This window comes from Corynebacterium hylobatis (genome assembly GCF_003955685.1).
In the GTDB taxonomy this organism is placed as follows: domain Bacteria; phylum Actinomycetota; class Actinomycetes; order Mycobacteriales; family Mycobacteriaceae; genus Corynebacterium; species Corynebacterium hylobatis.
On record NZ_RXHJ01000009.1, the window covers coordinates 1 to 16464 of the forward strand.

Genomic DNA, 16464 nt, shown 5'->3' on the forward strand with positions numbered 1-16464 from the left:
CCAGACCGGGGTGGCCTCGGAGGCGGCGTAGGTGGTCGGTACCGCGATGATCGGCAGGGAGGTGTCCAGGGCCACGGCCTTCGCCAGGCCGGTGGCGGAACCACCACCGATGCTGATGAGCACGTCGGCTTCGTCGGCCCGGGCCGCGGCGGTGGCGGCGTCGGCCACCGAGCGGGGGACGTGCTGGATGGTGTCGCGCCAGTGCTGGACCGGGGGCAGTACCGCAGCCAGCTTCTCCGCCACGTGGTGGGTGCCCTCGGCGGAGATGATCATCGGCTTACCGGCGCCCAGCCGGGTGACTTCGTCCACGACGGCATTGACCGCTTGGCCGGTACTGAAAACCACTCGTTGCGGGAGAGTGTCGTGGGTGAATCTCAAGGTGCCCATTCCCTCGTCCTTTCCGCGCCCCGGCCCGCCAGGGTGAGGTGCGTCTAGATCACGGATAGCTGTGTTGTGCACCACAGCTGCTGACGTGATTGAGCCTAGGGGGAGGGGTGGTATAGCTCAAATACTAATTATCTTGCGGAAGCATAGTTTTAATCTATACCTCCTGGCATGGTGGGAGGAACTGGCGATTTCCTCCGGGCTGCCCGGGGTCTGGCCCGGGGTGGTGGGTGTTCAAATGCGCCGCTCGGGGTCTCGGGCCCCTGTTCCGGCCCCTCTACTCCGGGGGTTGGGCGGTGGGGGTCGTGGTGGTGAGGATCTTCTTGAGTACCCGCGTGACCACCGGGGTCTGGTACCTGCCCGGATGCCATACGGCGACCAGGGTCAAGGGCGGGAACTCGTCTTTGATTCCCCGGTAGGAGAGCATGCCGTGGGTCAGGTTGCCCAGGGAGCGGGGGGCCAGCGTGACGCCGGCCCCGCCCGCGACCAGCGGCAGCGCGGTCTGGATCGTGGCCACGTGGTGAATGCGTTTCGGTCGGGTTTCGGGATGGTGGCGCCAGTGCGCCTCGAGCATTTCGGGCAGGCCGGGAATCCCCTGCCGAATCCGAGGTATGAACCAGTCCAGGTGGGCCACCTCCGCAAACTGAATCTCCCCCTCATCCCCTGGCCGCGTCTCATCGAGGGGGAGGGCCAGCATGAGGTCCACGCGGGACACGACCTCGAAGCTGAGGTCGGGATTGATGGCCCGGAGGGCTTCCACGCCATCCGTGGGCAGGATGCCGATATCCGCCTGCCCCTCCCGGATGTGCGTCAGCGTCGTGGCGGGGTCCGGGTCCTCCAGGATGAAGTCCACTCCCGGCGACTCGGCCTTGAGCTGCCGCACGAGCTGGGGGAGGAACTCCCAGTTGAAGGTGGGGGCCACGTTCATCACCACGCGCCCCACGTCGCCGGCGGAGAATCCCCGCACGCGGGCCGCGGCGTACTCCATCTGGTCCAGGACCTGCACTGCCAGGCGGTAGACCTCCTGTCCGGATTCGGTGAGCACCACTCCGGACCGGGTCCGGATCAGCAGCTGGGCCCCGAGTTCCTTCTCCAGGTTCTTCACTGCGGTGGAGAGGGAGGGCTGGGCCATGAGCAGCGCTTCCGCTGCTGCAGTGAAGCTGCCGTGCTCCACGATGGCGCGGAAATGCTGAAGTTGTCGACTGTCCATAGACCCACTCTATGTAAGGGAGAGAGATTTAGTATTTGCCAATGTTTGGTACGCGACTTACCGTGAGTCCCACCACAGTATGAGCCACATCACCTCGCCGGTCGGGGAGTGGGGCAGAGCACTGTGCGGCCTGACTGCACCCGTATCGACGCCGTCCGGGCAGAGGAGAATCCTGATCCCCTCCCGCCCCCGAAGGTCAGCAGAACAAGAACCTCACCGACCAACCGACAGGTCCCCCTCACCCCTCAGGAGAAGGAGTTTCCCATGTACGAACAGCCGCATGTCCTCACGCTCGGTACCGCCGGCGGTCCCCGTTGGTGGGGCGCCACCCCCACCGGGGTTGTCCGCGCCGGCATCTCCACCGCGGTGGTCGTGGAAGGCAAGTCCTACATCGTGGATTTCGGGCGTGGCGCAGCCACCCAGTTCCAGAAGTCCGGCCTCAACATCGACGACGTGGAGGCCACCTTCATCACCCACCTCCACTCCGACCACACGGTTGATCTGATCGGGTTCATGCTCTTCGGTTGGATGATGACGGACAATCGCACCAAACCGCTCCCCATCTACGGACCCGGCGACCGCGGCATGCTTCCCCTCCTCAGCCCGGTGGCGGAAGGGGAGGTGACCCCTATTTTCAACGACCTCCCCACAGCCGGGACCGTGGACATGGTCTCTCTGCTGCTGCAGTCCCACTCCACCGACGTCACCGACCGCATGTACGACCTGCTCATGCCCAGCCCCTACTCCCTCTGGGAGCCGCATGACATCGAAATTCCCGCCGGCACCGGCTATCACCCCAACACCAACGTCTCACCCGCCGGCATGGAACCGTTCACCGTCTTCGAGGATGATCGGGTGCGCGTCACCGCCACGCTGGTGGAGCACCCCCCGCTCGCCCCGGCCTTCGGTTTCCGCTTCGACACCGACTCAGGGTCGGTGACCATCTCCGGTGACACCGCCCCCTGCGAGAACCTGGTCCGCCTGGCGGAGGGCACTGATCTCCTCCTCCACGAGGCGATCGATCTGGACGGCATGATGGAGATGTACAAGAACAACCCCGGCGGGGAGAGCCTGGACGCCTCCATGCAGCACCACCGCCAGGCACACACCACCCCGGAGGACGCGGCGAAGATCGCGGCCCGGGCCGGCGCCAAGAAACTGGCGCTGCACCACCTCGTCCCCGGCACCATCGGCGACCACATCACCGCGGCAGCGGAAAAGCACTTCCCCGCCGGAGTTCTCATCCCGGACGACGGGGAGAAGATCTACTTCGGTAACGGCGCTTCCCCGCAGGTCCTTCCGTCAGCTCCGGCTGCCTACTCGATGCTGTGACCCTCTGACGCCGCGGTGGCCCCCAGTCTCGCCTGGCGCGTGTCGCCGCCGGCCGGTCCGGCCTCTTCTGCACCCCGGACCCACCTCCCGGGCACGGACCTCTCCGACGTCACAAGCGTCACCCGTGTCCACTATTCCCCCCTGACCGGGGGCCTATTTCCCCAGGAATCCTCTCGCCCCTCCCGATTCGCAGGTGGTAACCACCGGGTATCCAGCATTCTGGTGTCCGGATCGCCTCCCCTCGGGCAGCGGGTTCCTCCGAGCTCAGCCGACTGTTGCCCGCCTCGGGTCCTCACACGTAGTGGGAACCCAGCTCACGAAGGAAAATATTATGACGGCTCTACCTTCAGTCCGCGACAAGAGCGGACAGACCACGGCTTCCGCGACGCCGCAACCCCCTAAGTCACTTGTCTGGCCCATGGCCCTGTGCTGGGTCGTGGTCATGCTGGACGGCTTCGACCTGGTTGTGTTGGGGGCGGCGATTCCGACCCTGACCGGAACCGGCGCCATCGGTTTCACCAACTCAGGCGCCACCTGGGCGTCCTCCCTCACCTATGTCGGTGCTGCTGTCGGCGCCGCAGGGGTGGGGTTCCTCACCTCCCGATTCGGCCGACGGAAAGTCATCATCGGTTGCGTCGCCCTCTTCAGCGTCCTGACGCTCCTGCTGCCGTTCGCACCCAATGTCGCGGTTTTCGCGGCCCTGCGGATGATCGCCGGCCTGGGGCTGGGCGCCGTGGTGCCCACCTGCCTGGCCTACATGGGAGAGATCAACCGGGCCAACCGCACCGCCCGGGTCACCACCATCACCATGACCGGCTACCACGTCGGTGCCGTCCTGACCACGCTGCTCACCCTGTGGTTCCTGCCCTACTGGCAGGCCCCGTTCGCCATCGGCGGTCTCTTCGGTCTCCTGCTGGTCCCTGTCCTCATCCTTAAACTCCCCGAGTCACCGGTCTACTTCCTGGCCAATGCACATGCTGCTTCCCAACAGAAACGGGCCGACAGCGGAGTCTCCGAGCTCTTCCGGGACCGCTCCTGGACCAGGACCACCCTGGCCACGTGGATTGCCTGCTTCATGGGGCTGATCATCGTATTCGGTCTCAATACCTGGCTCCCGCAGATCATGAGCAAGGCCGGATACGCCGTCACCGACTCCATCATCCAGCTTTTCGTTCTCAACCTCGGTGCCATCGTCGGCCTGGTCTTCGCCGGCTGGATCGGCGACAAGTGGAAGCCCTCCGCCATCTCCACCCTCTGGTTCCTGATGGCGGCCACTCTGCTGGTACTGCTGTCCGCCAGGATCAACAGCGTATTTCTGCTGGGTGCCCTGATCTTCTTTGCCGGCGTGTTCGTCTTCTCCGCCCAGGTGATGGTGTACGCGTTCATCTCCAAGGTGTACGAGGGAAACGCACGCGGAACAGCAATGGGATTGGGTAACTCAATCGGCCGACTCGGCGCCATCGTCGGCCCTCTGGGCGCGGGAATCCTCGTCACCGCCAACCTGGCCTACCCCTGGGGCTTCTATCTCTTCGCCGGAGCGGCTTTCCTGGGTCTGGTCAGCATGCTCCTCATCCCCCGGAAGATCCGCGAATCAGCCTAGAGTAATGGCATGACACAGATGGCGACCCCCGACGGGCAGTGAGCCCGTCAGACCGGGTCGCCATTCTGCTTCTGTATCTCCCCGGCGAGGAGAACCGGACCTGATCCCGTGGTGGGACGGCCGCTGCCTCAGCCAATGACAGTCAGCAGGTCAGCGCAGGCCTGCTCACAGCGGCGACATGCCTCGGCGCAGATGCGGCAGTGTTCGTGCATCTCGGCATGGCTTTCGCAGTCTTCGGCGCAGGTGGCACACGCGATGCGGCAGGCCTCGAGCTGGGCCTTGACCACGGCCAGGTTGCTGCCGGTGAGTCGGCTGAGCACCGCGGCGGTGGTCGCGCAGATGTCGGCGCAGTCCAGGTCGGTGCGGATGCAGTTGCGCAGCTCCGCGACCATCTCCTCGGCCAGGCAGGCATCAGCGCAGGCGGTGCAGGTCTGAGCGCAGGCCAGCGCGGCGTCGATGGCCTCGGCGAGCTTATCGACGTCCAGGTCACCGGTGGGGTTGGGGTGGGTTGTGATCATCGCACGGGTGGTCATCGGAGATCCTCCTTGATCGCATTGATCGGGCGTATGTCCCCGAGGCTAGCCACCCTCGACCGGGCATGCTTCCCGCAAGACGGATCTTCACCGAATCTTTAGACACTGCTGGTGACGAGCATGGCCGTGGATAGGCAGGAGATCGCAGTAACGCCATACAGCTTGGCGGAAAGCCTTAACCTTCCGCGGGAAGCACCCCGGCCACGCGTCCCCGGCCCAGCGGCACAACTACGAGACCGTCGTCGGCCATGTCCCGGGCGAAGTTGGGGGCACGGCGGGAGCTGACCCCGGCGATGACACCCTCGATGTTGCCGGCGGAGGCGGCCCGGGCACCCAGCGCACCGCGGACGAGGCAGAGCTGGACCATGGCCTCGGAACCGAGCAGACCGTAGGGGCCGGTCAGGCCGGACTGGGACTGGGCGAGCAGAGGCCAGATGTCCTCACTGCGCCGGGCCCGCAGGGCGCGGGCCAGCTGCTGGGCGCGTTCGGTCTCCTTCTCCTCGAAGGCGAGCCAGGCGGCGGCCTCACCCACCGACGGAGTGTCGTCGGTGCCGTGGACCTGGTGTACGGCCGTCAGCCATTCGACGACGCGCTGGCGGGCGTCGGGAAGCAGACGCAGAGAATCGGTGCCGAAGGCGCGGCAAGCGTCGGCGACGAAACGCTGGCGGCGGCGGATCTCAGCGGAGCGGTCCGTGTAGGCGTGCTCCACCGTGATGGCGAAGAACTTCAGGTCAGCGGACTGCGGGTGGGGTGCCTGCGTGACGGAGCCGTCGGCGTAGTCGATGACGGAGACGGAGTCACCGGCCCCGCGCAGAGCAACGGTGTGGCGGGCGCGCAGCGGCGGGGCGGGGGAGAACATCTCGGCGGCCTGGTGGCAGACGTCGGCGAGGCGGGTGCGCACGGGGGAGTCGTCGAGGTCGGGGGCGTCGCCAAGCAGGGCGAGCACGAAGGCCGACTCTAAGGCGGCCTCGTCGCCGAGACCGACGCCATCGGGGATGTCGGTGACCACGGTGACGTCCAGGCCCGCGGTGTCGCGGGAGAGCAGCTGGCGCTGGATCATCGTCCACACGATCCCGCCCAGCCGAGCGGCCAGGCCACCTTCCGGGGTGGGTGGTTCGACGGGGCGGCCACGTTCGTCGATGGTCGGCTGCTGTGCGGCGGCACGCTCAGCGACCACCCCGGAGCTGATCTGGTCCTCGATGATCTTCACACCGTGTGGGGTGGTCTCGTGGATGGTGACCTTGAGCAGGTCGTCGCTGCGCGGGGAGAGCGCGACCGCGACCTCCAAGTCCGTCAGGGTGGCCAGCACCACGCCACCGGAATGGTCGACGTGCTCACCGATGAGCAGCCACGTGGCCGGGGCGTGGGCCACATGGAGGGGTTCTGTGCCAACCTTCTCCCGGTGAGCGCTGATCGCGCGGTCGGTGGTGGAAAGCTCGGGGGCGGGCCACATCGGCATGGTGGTTGTTCTCCTTACACTCTTGTGATTCCCACAGTAGTCCCCGCCGTGTGGCCCCGACCACGGGTAGCCTGGGGGCCATAAAACGGACAACCCCGCCGTGGCCCCGAACCATGAAAACGAAGGAGGAGAGCATGACCCCGGAAGACGAGAAATGGTACTTCGACCCGAAGACCCACGAGGTCACCCAGGGCAAGGAGGGTGCCTGGGAGGACCGCATGGGACCCTACGACACCCGTGAGGAGGCGGCCGCCGCCCTGGAGATCGCCGCCGCCCGTAGAGCCGCCGCCGATGCGGAGGACGCTGCCGAGGACGACTGGGGCAAGCCCCCCGCCTGGGAGAAGTAGCCCGGCACGTGAAACGACCCCGCCACCTGGATCTGCCAGGGGGCGGGGTCGTTGTCAGTTGTCCTTCGCCTCCTGGGCCTTCGTCTCGGCCTTCTCCTGCTTCTTGGCCTCCTTCTTCCGGCGCTTCTCCTCCTGCTTCGCCTTCTCCTCGGCGGCCTCCTCCACGGATTTACGCAGCTGCTTATAGGCCGAGCGGATCGACTTGACCTCGTCGGCGTACTCCTCCAACGACTTCAGGCCGGCGAAGCGTTCGCGCTGGTAGAGCAGGCCGTAACCGAAGGTGCCCTCCCCGCGGCGCTGGGCGGCCTGCGCCATGTGGACGAGCCTGTCGCGGGAGGTGACCGCATCCTGAAAATCCCCCAGGCTGGACTGCATCTGCTTGCACGCGTTGTACAGGTGCTTCGTCTTCAGTGAGGTCGCCGCACCGACCGCCTCCGCGGCGTAGCGCAGTTTCTTCGCGGACTTACGCATGTCATGGAAGTAGTCCTCCCGATCGTGCAGCGTGAGCTCGGGGTTGTCCCGGTTCTCCACGGCCTTGCGGTGGCGTTTCATCAGCTTCTTGTACGCCGACTCCAGGTGCTGGGAGAGGATCGCCTCGACCTCATCCGCGGACTGGGCCTGAGGGGCAGCCTCCTCGACCTCGGCGAGGACCTCCGGGTCGGCGGTCTCCTCCGGAGCGGCAGCCGATTCCTGCACCACCGCCGCGGCGGTGGCGTGCGCGCCGACGACCGGCGGGTCAGCCAGCAGGCTGTCGATGGCATCGAGCAGGTCGAGGTAGCGGTCGGAATCGAGGGTGAGTACCGCGCGGCGGTGGGCACGGCGGTACTCCTCACCCATGTCGTGGCGCAGGTGCTCACGGGTGGTCTCGTCGAGGACATCTGAGTCCTCCGAGTCGAGCAGGCGTAGGAAGCGTTCCTCGACGACCTCCGCGTCGCGGGCATGGCCGAGCATGCCGGCCAGCAGCTTCAGCTCGGCCTCGATGTGTTCGAGTTCCTCGCCGCCGAGGATGCCGTTGAAGGTCTCCATGTGGCTGCGCAGCTCCCGGGTGGCCACCCGCATCTGGTGGATGGAGTCCCACTCGTCGCGGCGTACCTTCGGGTCGTATTCCAGCAGTTTGTCCCGGTTGAGCTTGAGGGCGGCGATGACGGCCGCGGCGGGGGAGTCCGGGTCGATGTCGGCGTCGGTGAGGAAGGGCGGCAGGGAAGCCTGGTGGACGGAGTCGCCCAGCGCCATGACCAGCTTGGCGGGGGAGGAGGACACGCGTGCTCCGGCATGGAGGAAGAGCTGGGTGGCGGAGTGGATGAGCCCGGCCCCGGTCTCGGTGCTGGCGGTCTCTCCGGCCAGCTCCATTTCCCATTCGCGCCAGGAGGTGTGCGTCCCACCCGGCAGCAGGGACCACGCGGAGACGTGGTCGTCGCAGAACTCCGCCAGGGGGCTGCCGTCCGCGCCGGCGAGGATGGATTCCACCCTTTCGTTGTCCACCTGGGCGATGGGGTTGAGCTGTTCGCGGCGGATCAGGGCCCGGACCTGGGCGAGGATATCCTCGGGTACCTGGTAGAGGCCGTTGACCGGTTCACCGGTGTCCGCGTGGATCTCCAGGCGGCCGCCGTCCCCGGGGAGTTTGAGGTGCCAGCCGTCATCGGAACCTCCCTCGCGGCGGCGCAGGGTGATGTGTGAGCGGGTCAGGCGCAGATCCTCGGTGTCGTAGTAGATGGCGGACATCCGGTGGGTGCGGGTGGCGGCGATGGACTGCACTCCGGCGATGCGGGTCAGGTCCGGCACCACTGCGGTGTCGACCACGGCGAATTTTGCTTCTACCTCGAGGAAAATGCGGGTGGACATGGGTGGGCTCCTCCGGGATCTGCGCTGGGTCTGATACCTCCAATCTACCGGTGTGACTGCGCCCGTGACGGGTTTGTGCTGTCGCCTTCCGCACCATCCGCCACGCCCGTGGCCTCCGGCCCCAGGTGTGCACGTTCAGCCGCGCGGACACCGTCGACGGCACCTCGGGCGTGGTGGCCGTGCCGGAAGGACATGCTGCGGGTGTGGCGGAAGAGCTGGTCGGTGGCCTCGCGGGCGGCGTCCGCGCGGGAGGCCAGGACGGGCAGGATGTCACGCTTCTCGGTCGGGGTGACGGGGGTGTCGGCGGCGGCGTCGAGAAGCAGGTCGCCGATGCGCACGGCGTAGCTGTAGAGGAAGGAACGCCGGTAGGCGGAGGTCTGCCCGGTGCGGGCGGCCTCGTGGGCGCCGGGGGAGGTGCGCATGAAGTAGTCGCGCTGGTGGTTGAGGCTGGCGAACAGTTCGGCGGTGTGGCGGACATCGTCCGGGTGGCCGATGAGACTGGCGATGTCCACAGACCGCTCCAGTACGGTGCGGCAGGAATTGGCGTGGGCGACCCGGCCGAGGAGGAGGAACTGCTGGCGCACCCACGGGGCGCGCAGGCGCATCCGCACGCTGACCACCTCACCGGGGCCGGGGTCCTCCAGGTCGAGGTGGTCGATGCGGTAACGCTGGCGCAGCTGCTGGGCCTTGGCCACCAGGGTCTCGGCCTCGGCGGCGAAGGTGGTGGACTCGGCCTTCTTCAGCAGGCCGGTGATCCGCTGCTGGGCGCGGCGCTGCTCGGCGCTCAAACCGGCGGCCTCGAGGTCGCGGTCGTGGAGGAGGTGCAGGTCGGTGAGTAGGTCGGTGTCCTGGAAGTCCGGCAGGGCGGAGAGTTTCCTGCTGATGGTCTCCAGTTCGCTGATGGTGGCCTCCCCGCTGCGGGGCCCGTGGCTCTGGCGTAGCCAGGCGGCGCGGACGGTGGCGGGGGCGAATTCCTCCACCTGCGGCATGGCGGCGTGCAGGAAGAGGTCGGCGGCGGAGCCGATGAGGTGGCGGATGTCGTCGGGTGTCCAACCGACGCGGGCGGCCGCCACGAGCCGGGTGGTGATGGTGCGTTCGAGCTGCTCGCGGAAGACCTGCTCCGGGTCGGCGATCTCATCGGCGGCGGGGAAGGTGGGGTGGATGATGGCGGTCATGGTCGTGCTCCATTCGTGTCGGTGTCGGTGTCTGGACAGGGAAAACCTGTTCGATCTCCCCGTGCGCTGACAGTGCACCACGCCATGCCGACACAGCCACCCCCGTCCACCTGTGCGAGCCCTGGCGAACAGCGGCGATACGCAGCGTAAATCACCCCCGCCCGCCATCCGGAACACCCAATTAGAGTTGGGCCCATGAATCGTCAACAGGAATTCGTGCTGCGCGCCGTCGAGGAACGGGACATCCGATTCATCCGGCTGTGGTTCACCGACATCCTCGGTTACCTCAAGTCCGTGATGATGAGCCCCTCGGAACTCGAGGGCGCCTTCGAGGAGGGCGTGGGCTTCGACGGTTCCTCCATCGAGGGTCTGTCGCGGATCTCCGAGTCCGACACCATCGCGCTGCCGGATCCCTCCACCTTCCAGATCCTGCCCTTTGACACGGACAACCCGGAGCTGCAGACGGCGCGGATGTTCTGTGACATCACCATGCCCGACGGCCAGCCCTCCTGGTCGGATCCGCGGCAGATCCTGCGCCGCCAGGTGCAGCTGGCCGCCGACGACGGCTTCACCTGCATGATCTCCCCGGAGGTGGAGTTCTACCTGTTCACACAGGGCACAGGCGGCGGGCCCATCGAGCCGACGGACAACGGCGGCTACTTCGACCAGGCCTCGCACAATATTGCGCCGCGTTTTCGTCGAGAGGCGATGACCGCGCTGGACGCCATGGGCATCGTCACCGAGTTCTCCCACCACGAGACCGCGCCGGGGCAGCAGGAGATCGATCTGCGGCACGCCGACGCGCTGACGATGGCGGACAACATCATGACCTTCCGCTACCTGATCAAGCAGGTCGCGGCGGCCAATGACGTGCGCGCCACGTTCATGCCCAAGCCCTTCACCGAGCACGCCGGCTCCGCGATGCACTCGCACATCTCGCTGTTCGAGGGCGACACCAACGCCTTTCACGACCCGGACGACGAGATCTCCCTGTCCAAGACCGCGAAGCACTTCATCGCCGGCATCCTCCACCGCGCCCCGGAGATCTCCGCGGTGACCAACCAGTGGCCGAACTCCTATAAGCGCATCGTCTTCGGCAACGAGGCCCCCACCGCCGCGACCTGGGGTGTGTCCAACCGTTCCGCCCTGGTGCGCGTGCCCACCTACCGGCTGTCCAAGGCGGAGTCGCGCCGGGTGGAGGTCCGCTCCCTGGACTCGGCCTGCAACCCCTACCTGGCCTTCTCCGTCCTGCTGGCCGCAGGTCTGGAGGGCATCCGGGAGGAGCTCGAACTCAAGGACCCCGCCGAGGATGACATCTCGCGCCTGACCCGCCGCGAGCGCCTGGCCATGGGTTACCGGGATCTGCCGCCCTCCCTGGACCAGGCGCTGCGGACCCTGGAGAAATCTGATTTCGTCGCGGATATCCTGGGCGAGCACGTCTACGAGTACTTCCTGCGGTCCAAGTGGAGCGAGTGGCACAACTACCAGGAGCAGATCACGCCCTGGGAGCTGCGTTCCACCCTGGACTACTGAGATCCCGCCTGAGGAGCCTGACCACCCCATGACCCTGCCTCTTGGCCGTTCGACTGTCCCGTCCCCGGCCGTGCTCAGTCTCACCGGTCCGCGTGCCGCGGAGGACCTGGCCTGGCTGGGCTGGGACAACCCGGAATCCGTGGACCTGCTGTGGGCCTTAAGCGGGTCCGGGGACGCGGATCTGGCGCTGAACACCCTCATCCGCGTCATGACGGCGCTGGAGGACAACCGTGGCGACCTCGACCGGGCGCTGCGGGATGACACCGCCTTCCGCACCCGCCTGTTCGCCCTGCTGGGTGGCTCCACGGCCCTGGGCGACCACCTGGCGGCCAACCCGCAGCTGTGGACCGAGCTGCGCGGCGGGCTGCCCACGCCCGAGGAACTCCTGCAGACGATGCTGGGCTGCATCGACGCGGTGCCCGCCGACTTCGCCATAGAGGACGCCCCCGGGCACATCGGCACCGCCACCGCCGACCTGAGCACCCCGGGCACCTACCGGGCGCGGCTGACGGGCCCGGAGGCGGCGACCACCCTCAAGCTGACCTACCGCACGCTGATCATGCGGATCGCCGCCCACGACCTGGCCGGCACCTTCGTCGCCCGCCGCGGGGCATCCGCCGAACAGCCGGTGCTCGAGTTCAGTACCGTGACCGGGCTGCTCACCGCGCTTGCCGACGCCGCCCTCACCGCCGCCCTCGCCCTCGCCGTGGCGGGGGTCTACGGGGAGGAGAGGGGCGTGGATACGCGGTTGGCCGTCATGGCCATGGGAAAGTGCGGGGCGGGGGAGCTCAACTACATCTCGGACGTGGACGTCATCTTCGTCGCCGAACCGCCCACCCAGAAGGCCACCCGGTTGGCGGGGGAGTTCATGCGCATCGGCTCGAAGGCCTTCTTCGATGTCGACGCCAATCTCCGCCCGGAGGGCAAATCCGGGGCACTGGTGCGCACCCTGGACAGCCACATCGCCTACTACAAGCGTTGGGCGGAGACCTGGGAGTTCCAGGCCCTGCTCAAGGCCCGGCCCATGACGGGGGACATGGCACTCGGCCAGGACTACCTGGCGGCGCTGGCGCCGATGGTGTGGGCGGCGTCGCAACGCGAGTCCTTCGTCGACGACGTGCAGGCCATGCGCCGCCGCGTCCTGGAGAACGTGCCCGAGGCGATGCGCGAGCGCGAGCTCAAACTCGGTGTCGGCGGGCTGCGCGACGTGGAGTTCGCCGTGCAGCTGCTCCAGTTGGTCCATGGCCGCGGCGATGAATCGCTGCGCGTGCTCGCCACGGTCGACGCCCTGGCCGCACTGGTCCACGGCGGCTACATCGGACGCGAGGACGGCCACCAGCTCATCGAGGCCTATGAGTTCCTCCGCCTGCTGGAACACCGCCTGCAGCTGCACCGCCTGCGGCGCACGCACACGATGCCTGCGGACGATGACTCCCGCAACCTCGCCTGGTTGGCACGCACCGCCGGCTTCTCCGCCTCCGGCAAGAAGTCCGCCGTCGAGGCCCTGCAGCGCCAGCTGCGTCGCATCCGCCTGCTCATCGCCGATCTGCACTCCAGGTTGTTCTACCGCCCGCTGCTGCACACCGTGGTCAACCTCTCCGTCGCCGAGATCGCCCTGTCCCCGCAGGCCGCGAAACTGCAGCTCGCGGCCCTGGGCTACCGCCACCCGACGCGTGCCTTCGAACACCTCACCGCGCTGGCCGCGGGTGGCACGCGCAAATCCAAGCTGCAGGCCATGCTCCTGCCCACGCTGATGACCTGGCTGGGGGAGACCGCCGACCCGGATGCCGGCCTGCTCAACTACCGCAAACTCTCCGACGCGGCCTACGACCGCGTGTGGTTCCTGCGCCTGCTGCGCGACGAAGGTGTCGTCGGCCAGCGCCTGATGCGGATCCTGGGTACCTCACCGTTCACCTCTGACCTGATCATCTCCTCGCCCGATTTCGTCAAACAGCTCGGCGATGGGGCGGTCGGGCCGAAGGTGATGGACCCGGCGCCTGATCAGGTGAACAAGGCCCTGGTGGCCTCCTCCAAACGTCACGCCGACCCGGACCGGGCTGTCACCGTGGCGCGTTCTCTGCGCCGGGTGGAACTGGCCCGGATCGCCTCGGCCGACCTGCTCGATTTCATGCCCGTCGACCAGGTGTGCATGGAACTCTCGCTGGTCTGGGATGCGGTGCTGCAGGCCAGCCTGCTGGCCGAGGTCCGCTGGAGCCTGGAGCAGAACAACCTCGACGAACCCCCGGCGCGGATCGCGATCATCGGCATGGGCCGGCTGGGCGGGGCGGAACTGGGCTACGGCTCGGACGCGGACGTCATGTTCGTCTGTGAACCCGCCGAAGGTGTGGCGGACAATGAGGCCGTGAAATGGGCCATCGGCATCGTCGACGGCATGCGCACCCGCCTGGCCAAGCCCTCCGGTGACCCGCCGCTGGAGGTCGATCTCGGCCTGCGCCCGGAGGGACGTTCGGGTGCCGTGGTGCGCACACTCGAGTCCTACGCGCGCTACTACCGCGAATGGGGTGAGGTCTGGGAGATCCAGGCCCTGCTGCGCGCCACCGTCGTCGCCGGCGATGAGGAACTGGGCACCCGTTTCCTGCGGATGATCGACAGGTTCCGCTACCCGGAGAAAGGGGCGTCGGAAAGCGAGATCCGCGAGATCCGCCGCATGAAGGCGCGCATCGACGACGAACGCCTGCCCTACGGCGCCGACCGCAACACCCACACCAAACTCGGCCGCGGCGCCCTCACCGACATCGAGTGGACCGTCCAGCTGCTGACCATGATGCACGCCCACGACTACCCGGCCCTGCACAACACCTCCACCCTGGAGATCCTCGACATCCTCGGACAGGAGGAGATCATCCCCGCCCCGGACGTGCGCATCCTGCGCGAGGCGTGGCTGTTCGCCACCAACGCCCGCAACGCCCTCGTGCTGGTCAAAGGCAAACGCAGCGACCAGCTGCCCGGCCCCGGACCGGCGCTTGCGCAGGTCGCCGGCGCCGCCGGCTGGAACCCCGAGGACTACCAGGGCTACCTCGAGCACTACCTGCGCCTGACCCGCAAGGCGCGCCGGGTGGTCGACGAGGTCTTCTGGGGTGAGAACACCATGGCGCCCTGAACCGGGCCCGGGCAGGGTCAGGTGGGGTCAGGTGCGTCCCCTAAGGGTGGTGACACGGGCGGGGGCCCGGGCCTACTGTGGGCCTTGAACCACCCGGACACCTACCCCGAGGAGCCGACACCATGGCTGTTTCCCTGTCCATCGACCTTTCCGACGCCAGCTTCGCCGACCTGCGGGCGCTTGTCGACGCCGCCCGCACCGCCGGCGTCGCCGACGACGTCACCCTCGAACTCGAGGACACCACCCTCATCGTCACCGTCGACAACACCGCCGAACGCGTCGAGGTCGTCGACGCACCGCGTGAGGAGCGCACCCGCCCGGAGCCCCCGCGCGGCCCCTTCGGCACCGGCAACTGGGGTGCGCACAGCGGCCCCATCGGTGACGCCGCGATCCGCAGCGTCATCGACATCCTCACCGGCCGCCAGGAGCCGCCGCGCCGCAACGAGTGATAATGGCCTGCCAGGCTGCTGCCACGGCATGATCAGTTCCGCGCCCTAGCCTCGCGGGCATGAACACCACACGAATCCGCCAGACCATCGCCGCCACCGCGCTCGCCGCATTACCGCTGTTCAGCGCGGTGGCGGTCACCCATTCCCTGGACCACTCCATCGCGCAGGTCCGCGGGCTGGCACCCGACAGGGTCGACCCGCCGGGGATCGCCCTCGGGGCACAGCTCGCCGAGGAGACAGGGGATTAAACTTGGCTCATGTTCATCAAATCGGTAGGGCTGGAGCCGATCCGGGACGACACCTACGTCCGTGATCTGCCCGTGGTGCGCCACCTGGAGAAGCACGGACGCCTCCGCCTGACCGCACCCGTCACCCTGCTGGTCGGCGACAACGGCACCGGGAAATCCACCCTCATCGAGGCCATCGCCGTCGCCGCAGGTTTCGACGCCGCCGGCGGCCCACTGCGCGCCCCGGAGTTCCGCGGCCAGGGCCACCGCACCGAATCCACCCTCTCCCGTTGGCTGATGCTACGGGGGAAGACCATCCCCACGCGGGGTTATTTCCTGCGCGCCGAGACCCACTACGACACCGTGACCATCATGGACACCCTGCCGACCACCGCGCGCCGACGCCACGAGATGTCCCACGGCGAATCCGTCATGTCCATCCTGGGGGAACAGATGGGCGGCGCCGGCCTCTATGTCTTCGACGAACCCGAATCAGGACTGTCAGTGATCCGCCAGATGGCGCTGGTCGCCGAGATCGACCAGGCGGTGCTCCGCGGCGGGCAGTTCATCATCGCCACCCACTCACCGATCATGATGGCCATCCCGAACGCCGGGATCATCCAGATCACCGAGGAAGGCATCTCCGAGACCGTCTTCGAGGAGGCCGAGGCCGTGCTGGCCATGCGGGAATTCCTCGACGACCCCAAGGAGACGATCCGCTACATCCTCGGCCGGAATTATTAGTTCCCGGTGTCCTGGGTCGTCGGCTCCTGGTAAGTACCCGTGGTGCCTGTGGTGTCGTCCGGCTGCACCCAGATCGCGGCGAGGAAGAACAGGAAGCAGACTGCGCCGATGATCGGCCACCAGCGGTTGACCGGTTTCGGAGGATCCGGCAGACCCATGCCCGCCACGACGTTCGGGTCGGTGGGTCCCAGCAGCGTGGAGTAGTACTCGTGCTGCTGGAGTTTCTCGTCGAATTCCGCCGCGACTCTCCGGTCCCGTTTCTCCTGCAGGAACCACCACACACCAGGCAGGAGGAGGATGAGGGAGGTGATCAGGTTGAAGGCGATCTGCCGGCCTGAATCCGCCTCGACGGAGGCCACCCACATCGCCAGGCCGGCGACGATGGCCACGATGGCGAAGATCTTCTTCCGGTCGCGGTTGCGCGGGGTGGCAGGCCGGGGCGGGAACGGTGTTCCGGGGTAGGGCTGTTGCATGACATCTCACCTGACGTCCGATGGGGCGGGCCTGC

The 16464-nt window shown here is 67.5% G+C and carries 15 protein-coding genes; 8 read left to right on the plus strand and 7 right to left on the minus strand.

What is annotated here, in order from left to right:
* On the minus strand, nt 1-387 hold a 387-nt coding region (locus EAH68_RS08685; RefSeq protein ID WP_126120941.1), incomplete at its 3' end, for an iron-containing alcohol dehydrogenase.
* Between the two features lie 274 nt (nt 388-661).
* Nucleotides 662-1594, minus strand: a complete 933-nt coding sequence (locus EAH68_RS08690) for a LysR family transcriptional regulator (RefSeq protein ID WP_126120942.1) — start codon at nt 1592-1594, stop codon at nt 662-664.
* Nucleotides 1595-1858: 264 nt separating this feature from the next.
* Between EAH68_RS08690 and EAH68_RS08695 the strand changes: the two genes are divergently transcribed.
* Nucleotides 1859-2926 (plus strand): MBL fold metallo-hydrolase, encoded by a 1068-nt coding sequence (locus EAH68_RS08695; protein WP_126120943.1) that lies wholly within the window; start codon nt 1859-1861, stop codon nt 2924-2926.
* A 331-nt stretch (nt 2927-3257) separates the two neighbouring features.
* On the plus strand, nt 3258-4526 hold the full coding sequence (locus EAH68_RS08700) for an MFS transporter (RefSeq protein ID WP_126120944.1): 1269 nt from the start codon (nt 3258-3260) through the stop codon (nt 4524-4526).
* 128 nt (nt 4527-4654) lie between these two features.
* Here the strand turns inward: EAH68_RS08700 and EAH68_RS08705 are convergent, their stop codons facing one another.
* Nucleotides 4655-5059, minus strand: a complete 405-nt coding sequence (locus EAH68_RS08705) for a four-helix bundle copper-binding protein (RefSeq protein WP_126120945.1) — start codon at nt 5057-5059, stop codon at nt 4655-4657.
* A 175-nt stretch (nt 5060-5234) separates the two neighbouring features.
* Nucleotides 5235-6518: a galactokinase family protein gene (locus EAH68_RS08710; protein ID WP_126120946.1), complete on the minus strand. Its 1284-nt coding sequence runs from the start codon at nt 6516-6518 to the stop codon at nt 5235-5237.
* A 134-nt stretch (nt 6519-6652) separates the two neighbouring features.
* Between EAH68_RS08710 and EAH68_RS08715 the strand changes: the two genes are divergently transcribed.
* Nucleotides 6653-6865, plus strand: a complete 213-nt coding sequence (locus EAH68_RS08715) for a hypothetical protein (protein WP_126120947.1) — start codon at nt 6653-6655, stop codon at nt 6863-6865.
* Nucleotides 6866-6919: 54 nt separating this feature from the next.
* Here EAH68_RS08715 and EAH68_RS08720 read toward each other — a convergent pair whose 3' ends face one another.
* Together EAH68_RS08720 and EAH68_RS08725 are read right to left on the minus strand one after the other, a co-directional pair.
* Nucleotides 6920-8707 carry a CYTH and CHAD domain-containing protein gene (locus EAH68_RS08720; RefSeq protein WP_126120948.1) on the minus strand — a complete coding sequence of 596 codons (1788 nt, stop codon included), beginning with the start codon at nt 8705-8707 and terminating at the stop codon, nt 6920-6922.
* A gap of 44 nt (nt 8708-8751) precedes the next feature.
* Nucleotides 8752-9882 carry a DUF2786 domain-containing protein gene (locus tag EAH68_RS08725; RefSeq protein WP_164546447.1) on the minus strand — a complete coding sequence of 377 codons (1131 nt, stop codon included), beginning with the start codon at nt 9880-9882 and terminating at the stop codon, nt 8752-8754.
* A gap of 195 nt (nt 9883-10077) precedes the next feature.
* On the opposite strand from EAH68_RS08725, the gene EAH68_RS08730 reads away from it, so the two are divergent.
* From EAH68_RS08730 to EAH68_RS08750, 5 genes are all read left to right on the plus strand, one after another.
* Nucleotides 10078-11415 carry a glutamine synthetase family protein gene (locus EAH68_RS08730; protein WP_126120950.1) on the plus strand — a complete coding sequence of 446 codons (1338 nt, stop codon included), beginning with the start codon at nt 10078-10080 and terminating at the stop codon, nt 11413-11415.
* 28 nt (nt 11416-11443) lie between these two features.
* On the plus strand, nt 11444-14536 hold the full coding sequence (locus EAH68_RS08735; RefSeq protein WP_126120951.1) for a bifunctional [glutamine synthetase] adenylyltransferase/[glutamine synthetase]-adenylyl-L-tyrosine phosphorylase: 3093 nt from the start codon (nt 11444-11446) through the stop codon (nt 14534-14536).
* A gap of 122 nt (nt 14537-14658) precedes the next feature.
* A complete protein-coding gene (locus tag EAH68_RS08740; RefSeq protein WP_126120952.1) occupies nt 14659-14985 on the plus strand; it encodes a Cgl2226 family protein in 327 nt (108 codons plus the stop codon).
* Between the two features lie 59 nt (nt 14986-15044).
* On the plus strand, nt 15045-15233 hold the full coding sequence (locus EAH68_RS08745; RefSeq protein ID WP_126120953.1) for a hypothetical protein: 189 nt from the start codon (nt 15045-15047) through the stop codon (nt 15231-15233).
* Between the two features lie 9 nt (nt 15234-15242).
* The gene (locus EAH68_RS08750; protein WP_126120954.1) at nt 15243-15956 is read left to right on the plus strand and encodes an AAA family ATPase; all 714 of its coding nucleotides are present in this window, start codon (nt 15243-15245) and stop codon (nt 15954-15956) included.
* On the opposite strand, the gene EAH68_RS08755 is transcribed toward EAH68_RS08750, so the two are convergent.
* Nucleotides 15953-16429 (minus strand): hypothetical protein, encoded by a 477-nt coding sequence (locus EAH68_RS08755; RefSeq protein WP_126120955.1) that lies wholly within the window; start codon nt 16427-16429, stop codon nt 15953-15955. The two genes, EAH68_RS08750 and EAH68_RS08755, sit on opposite strands and share 4 nt — an antisense overlap.
* Nucleotides 16430-16464 lie beyond the last annotated feature (35 nt).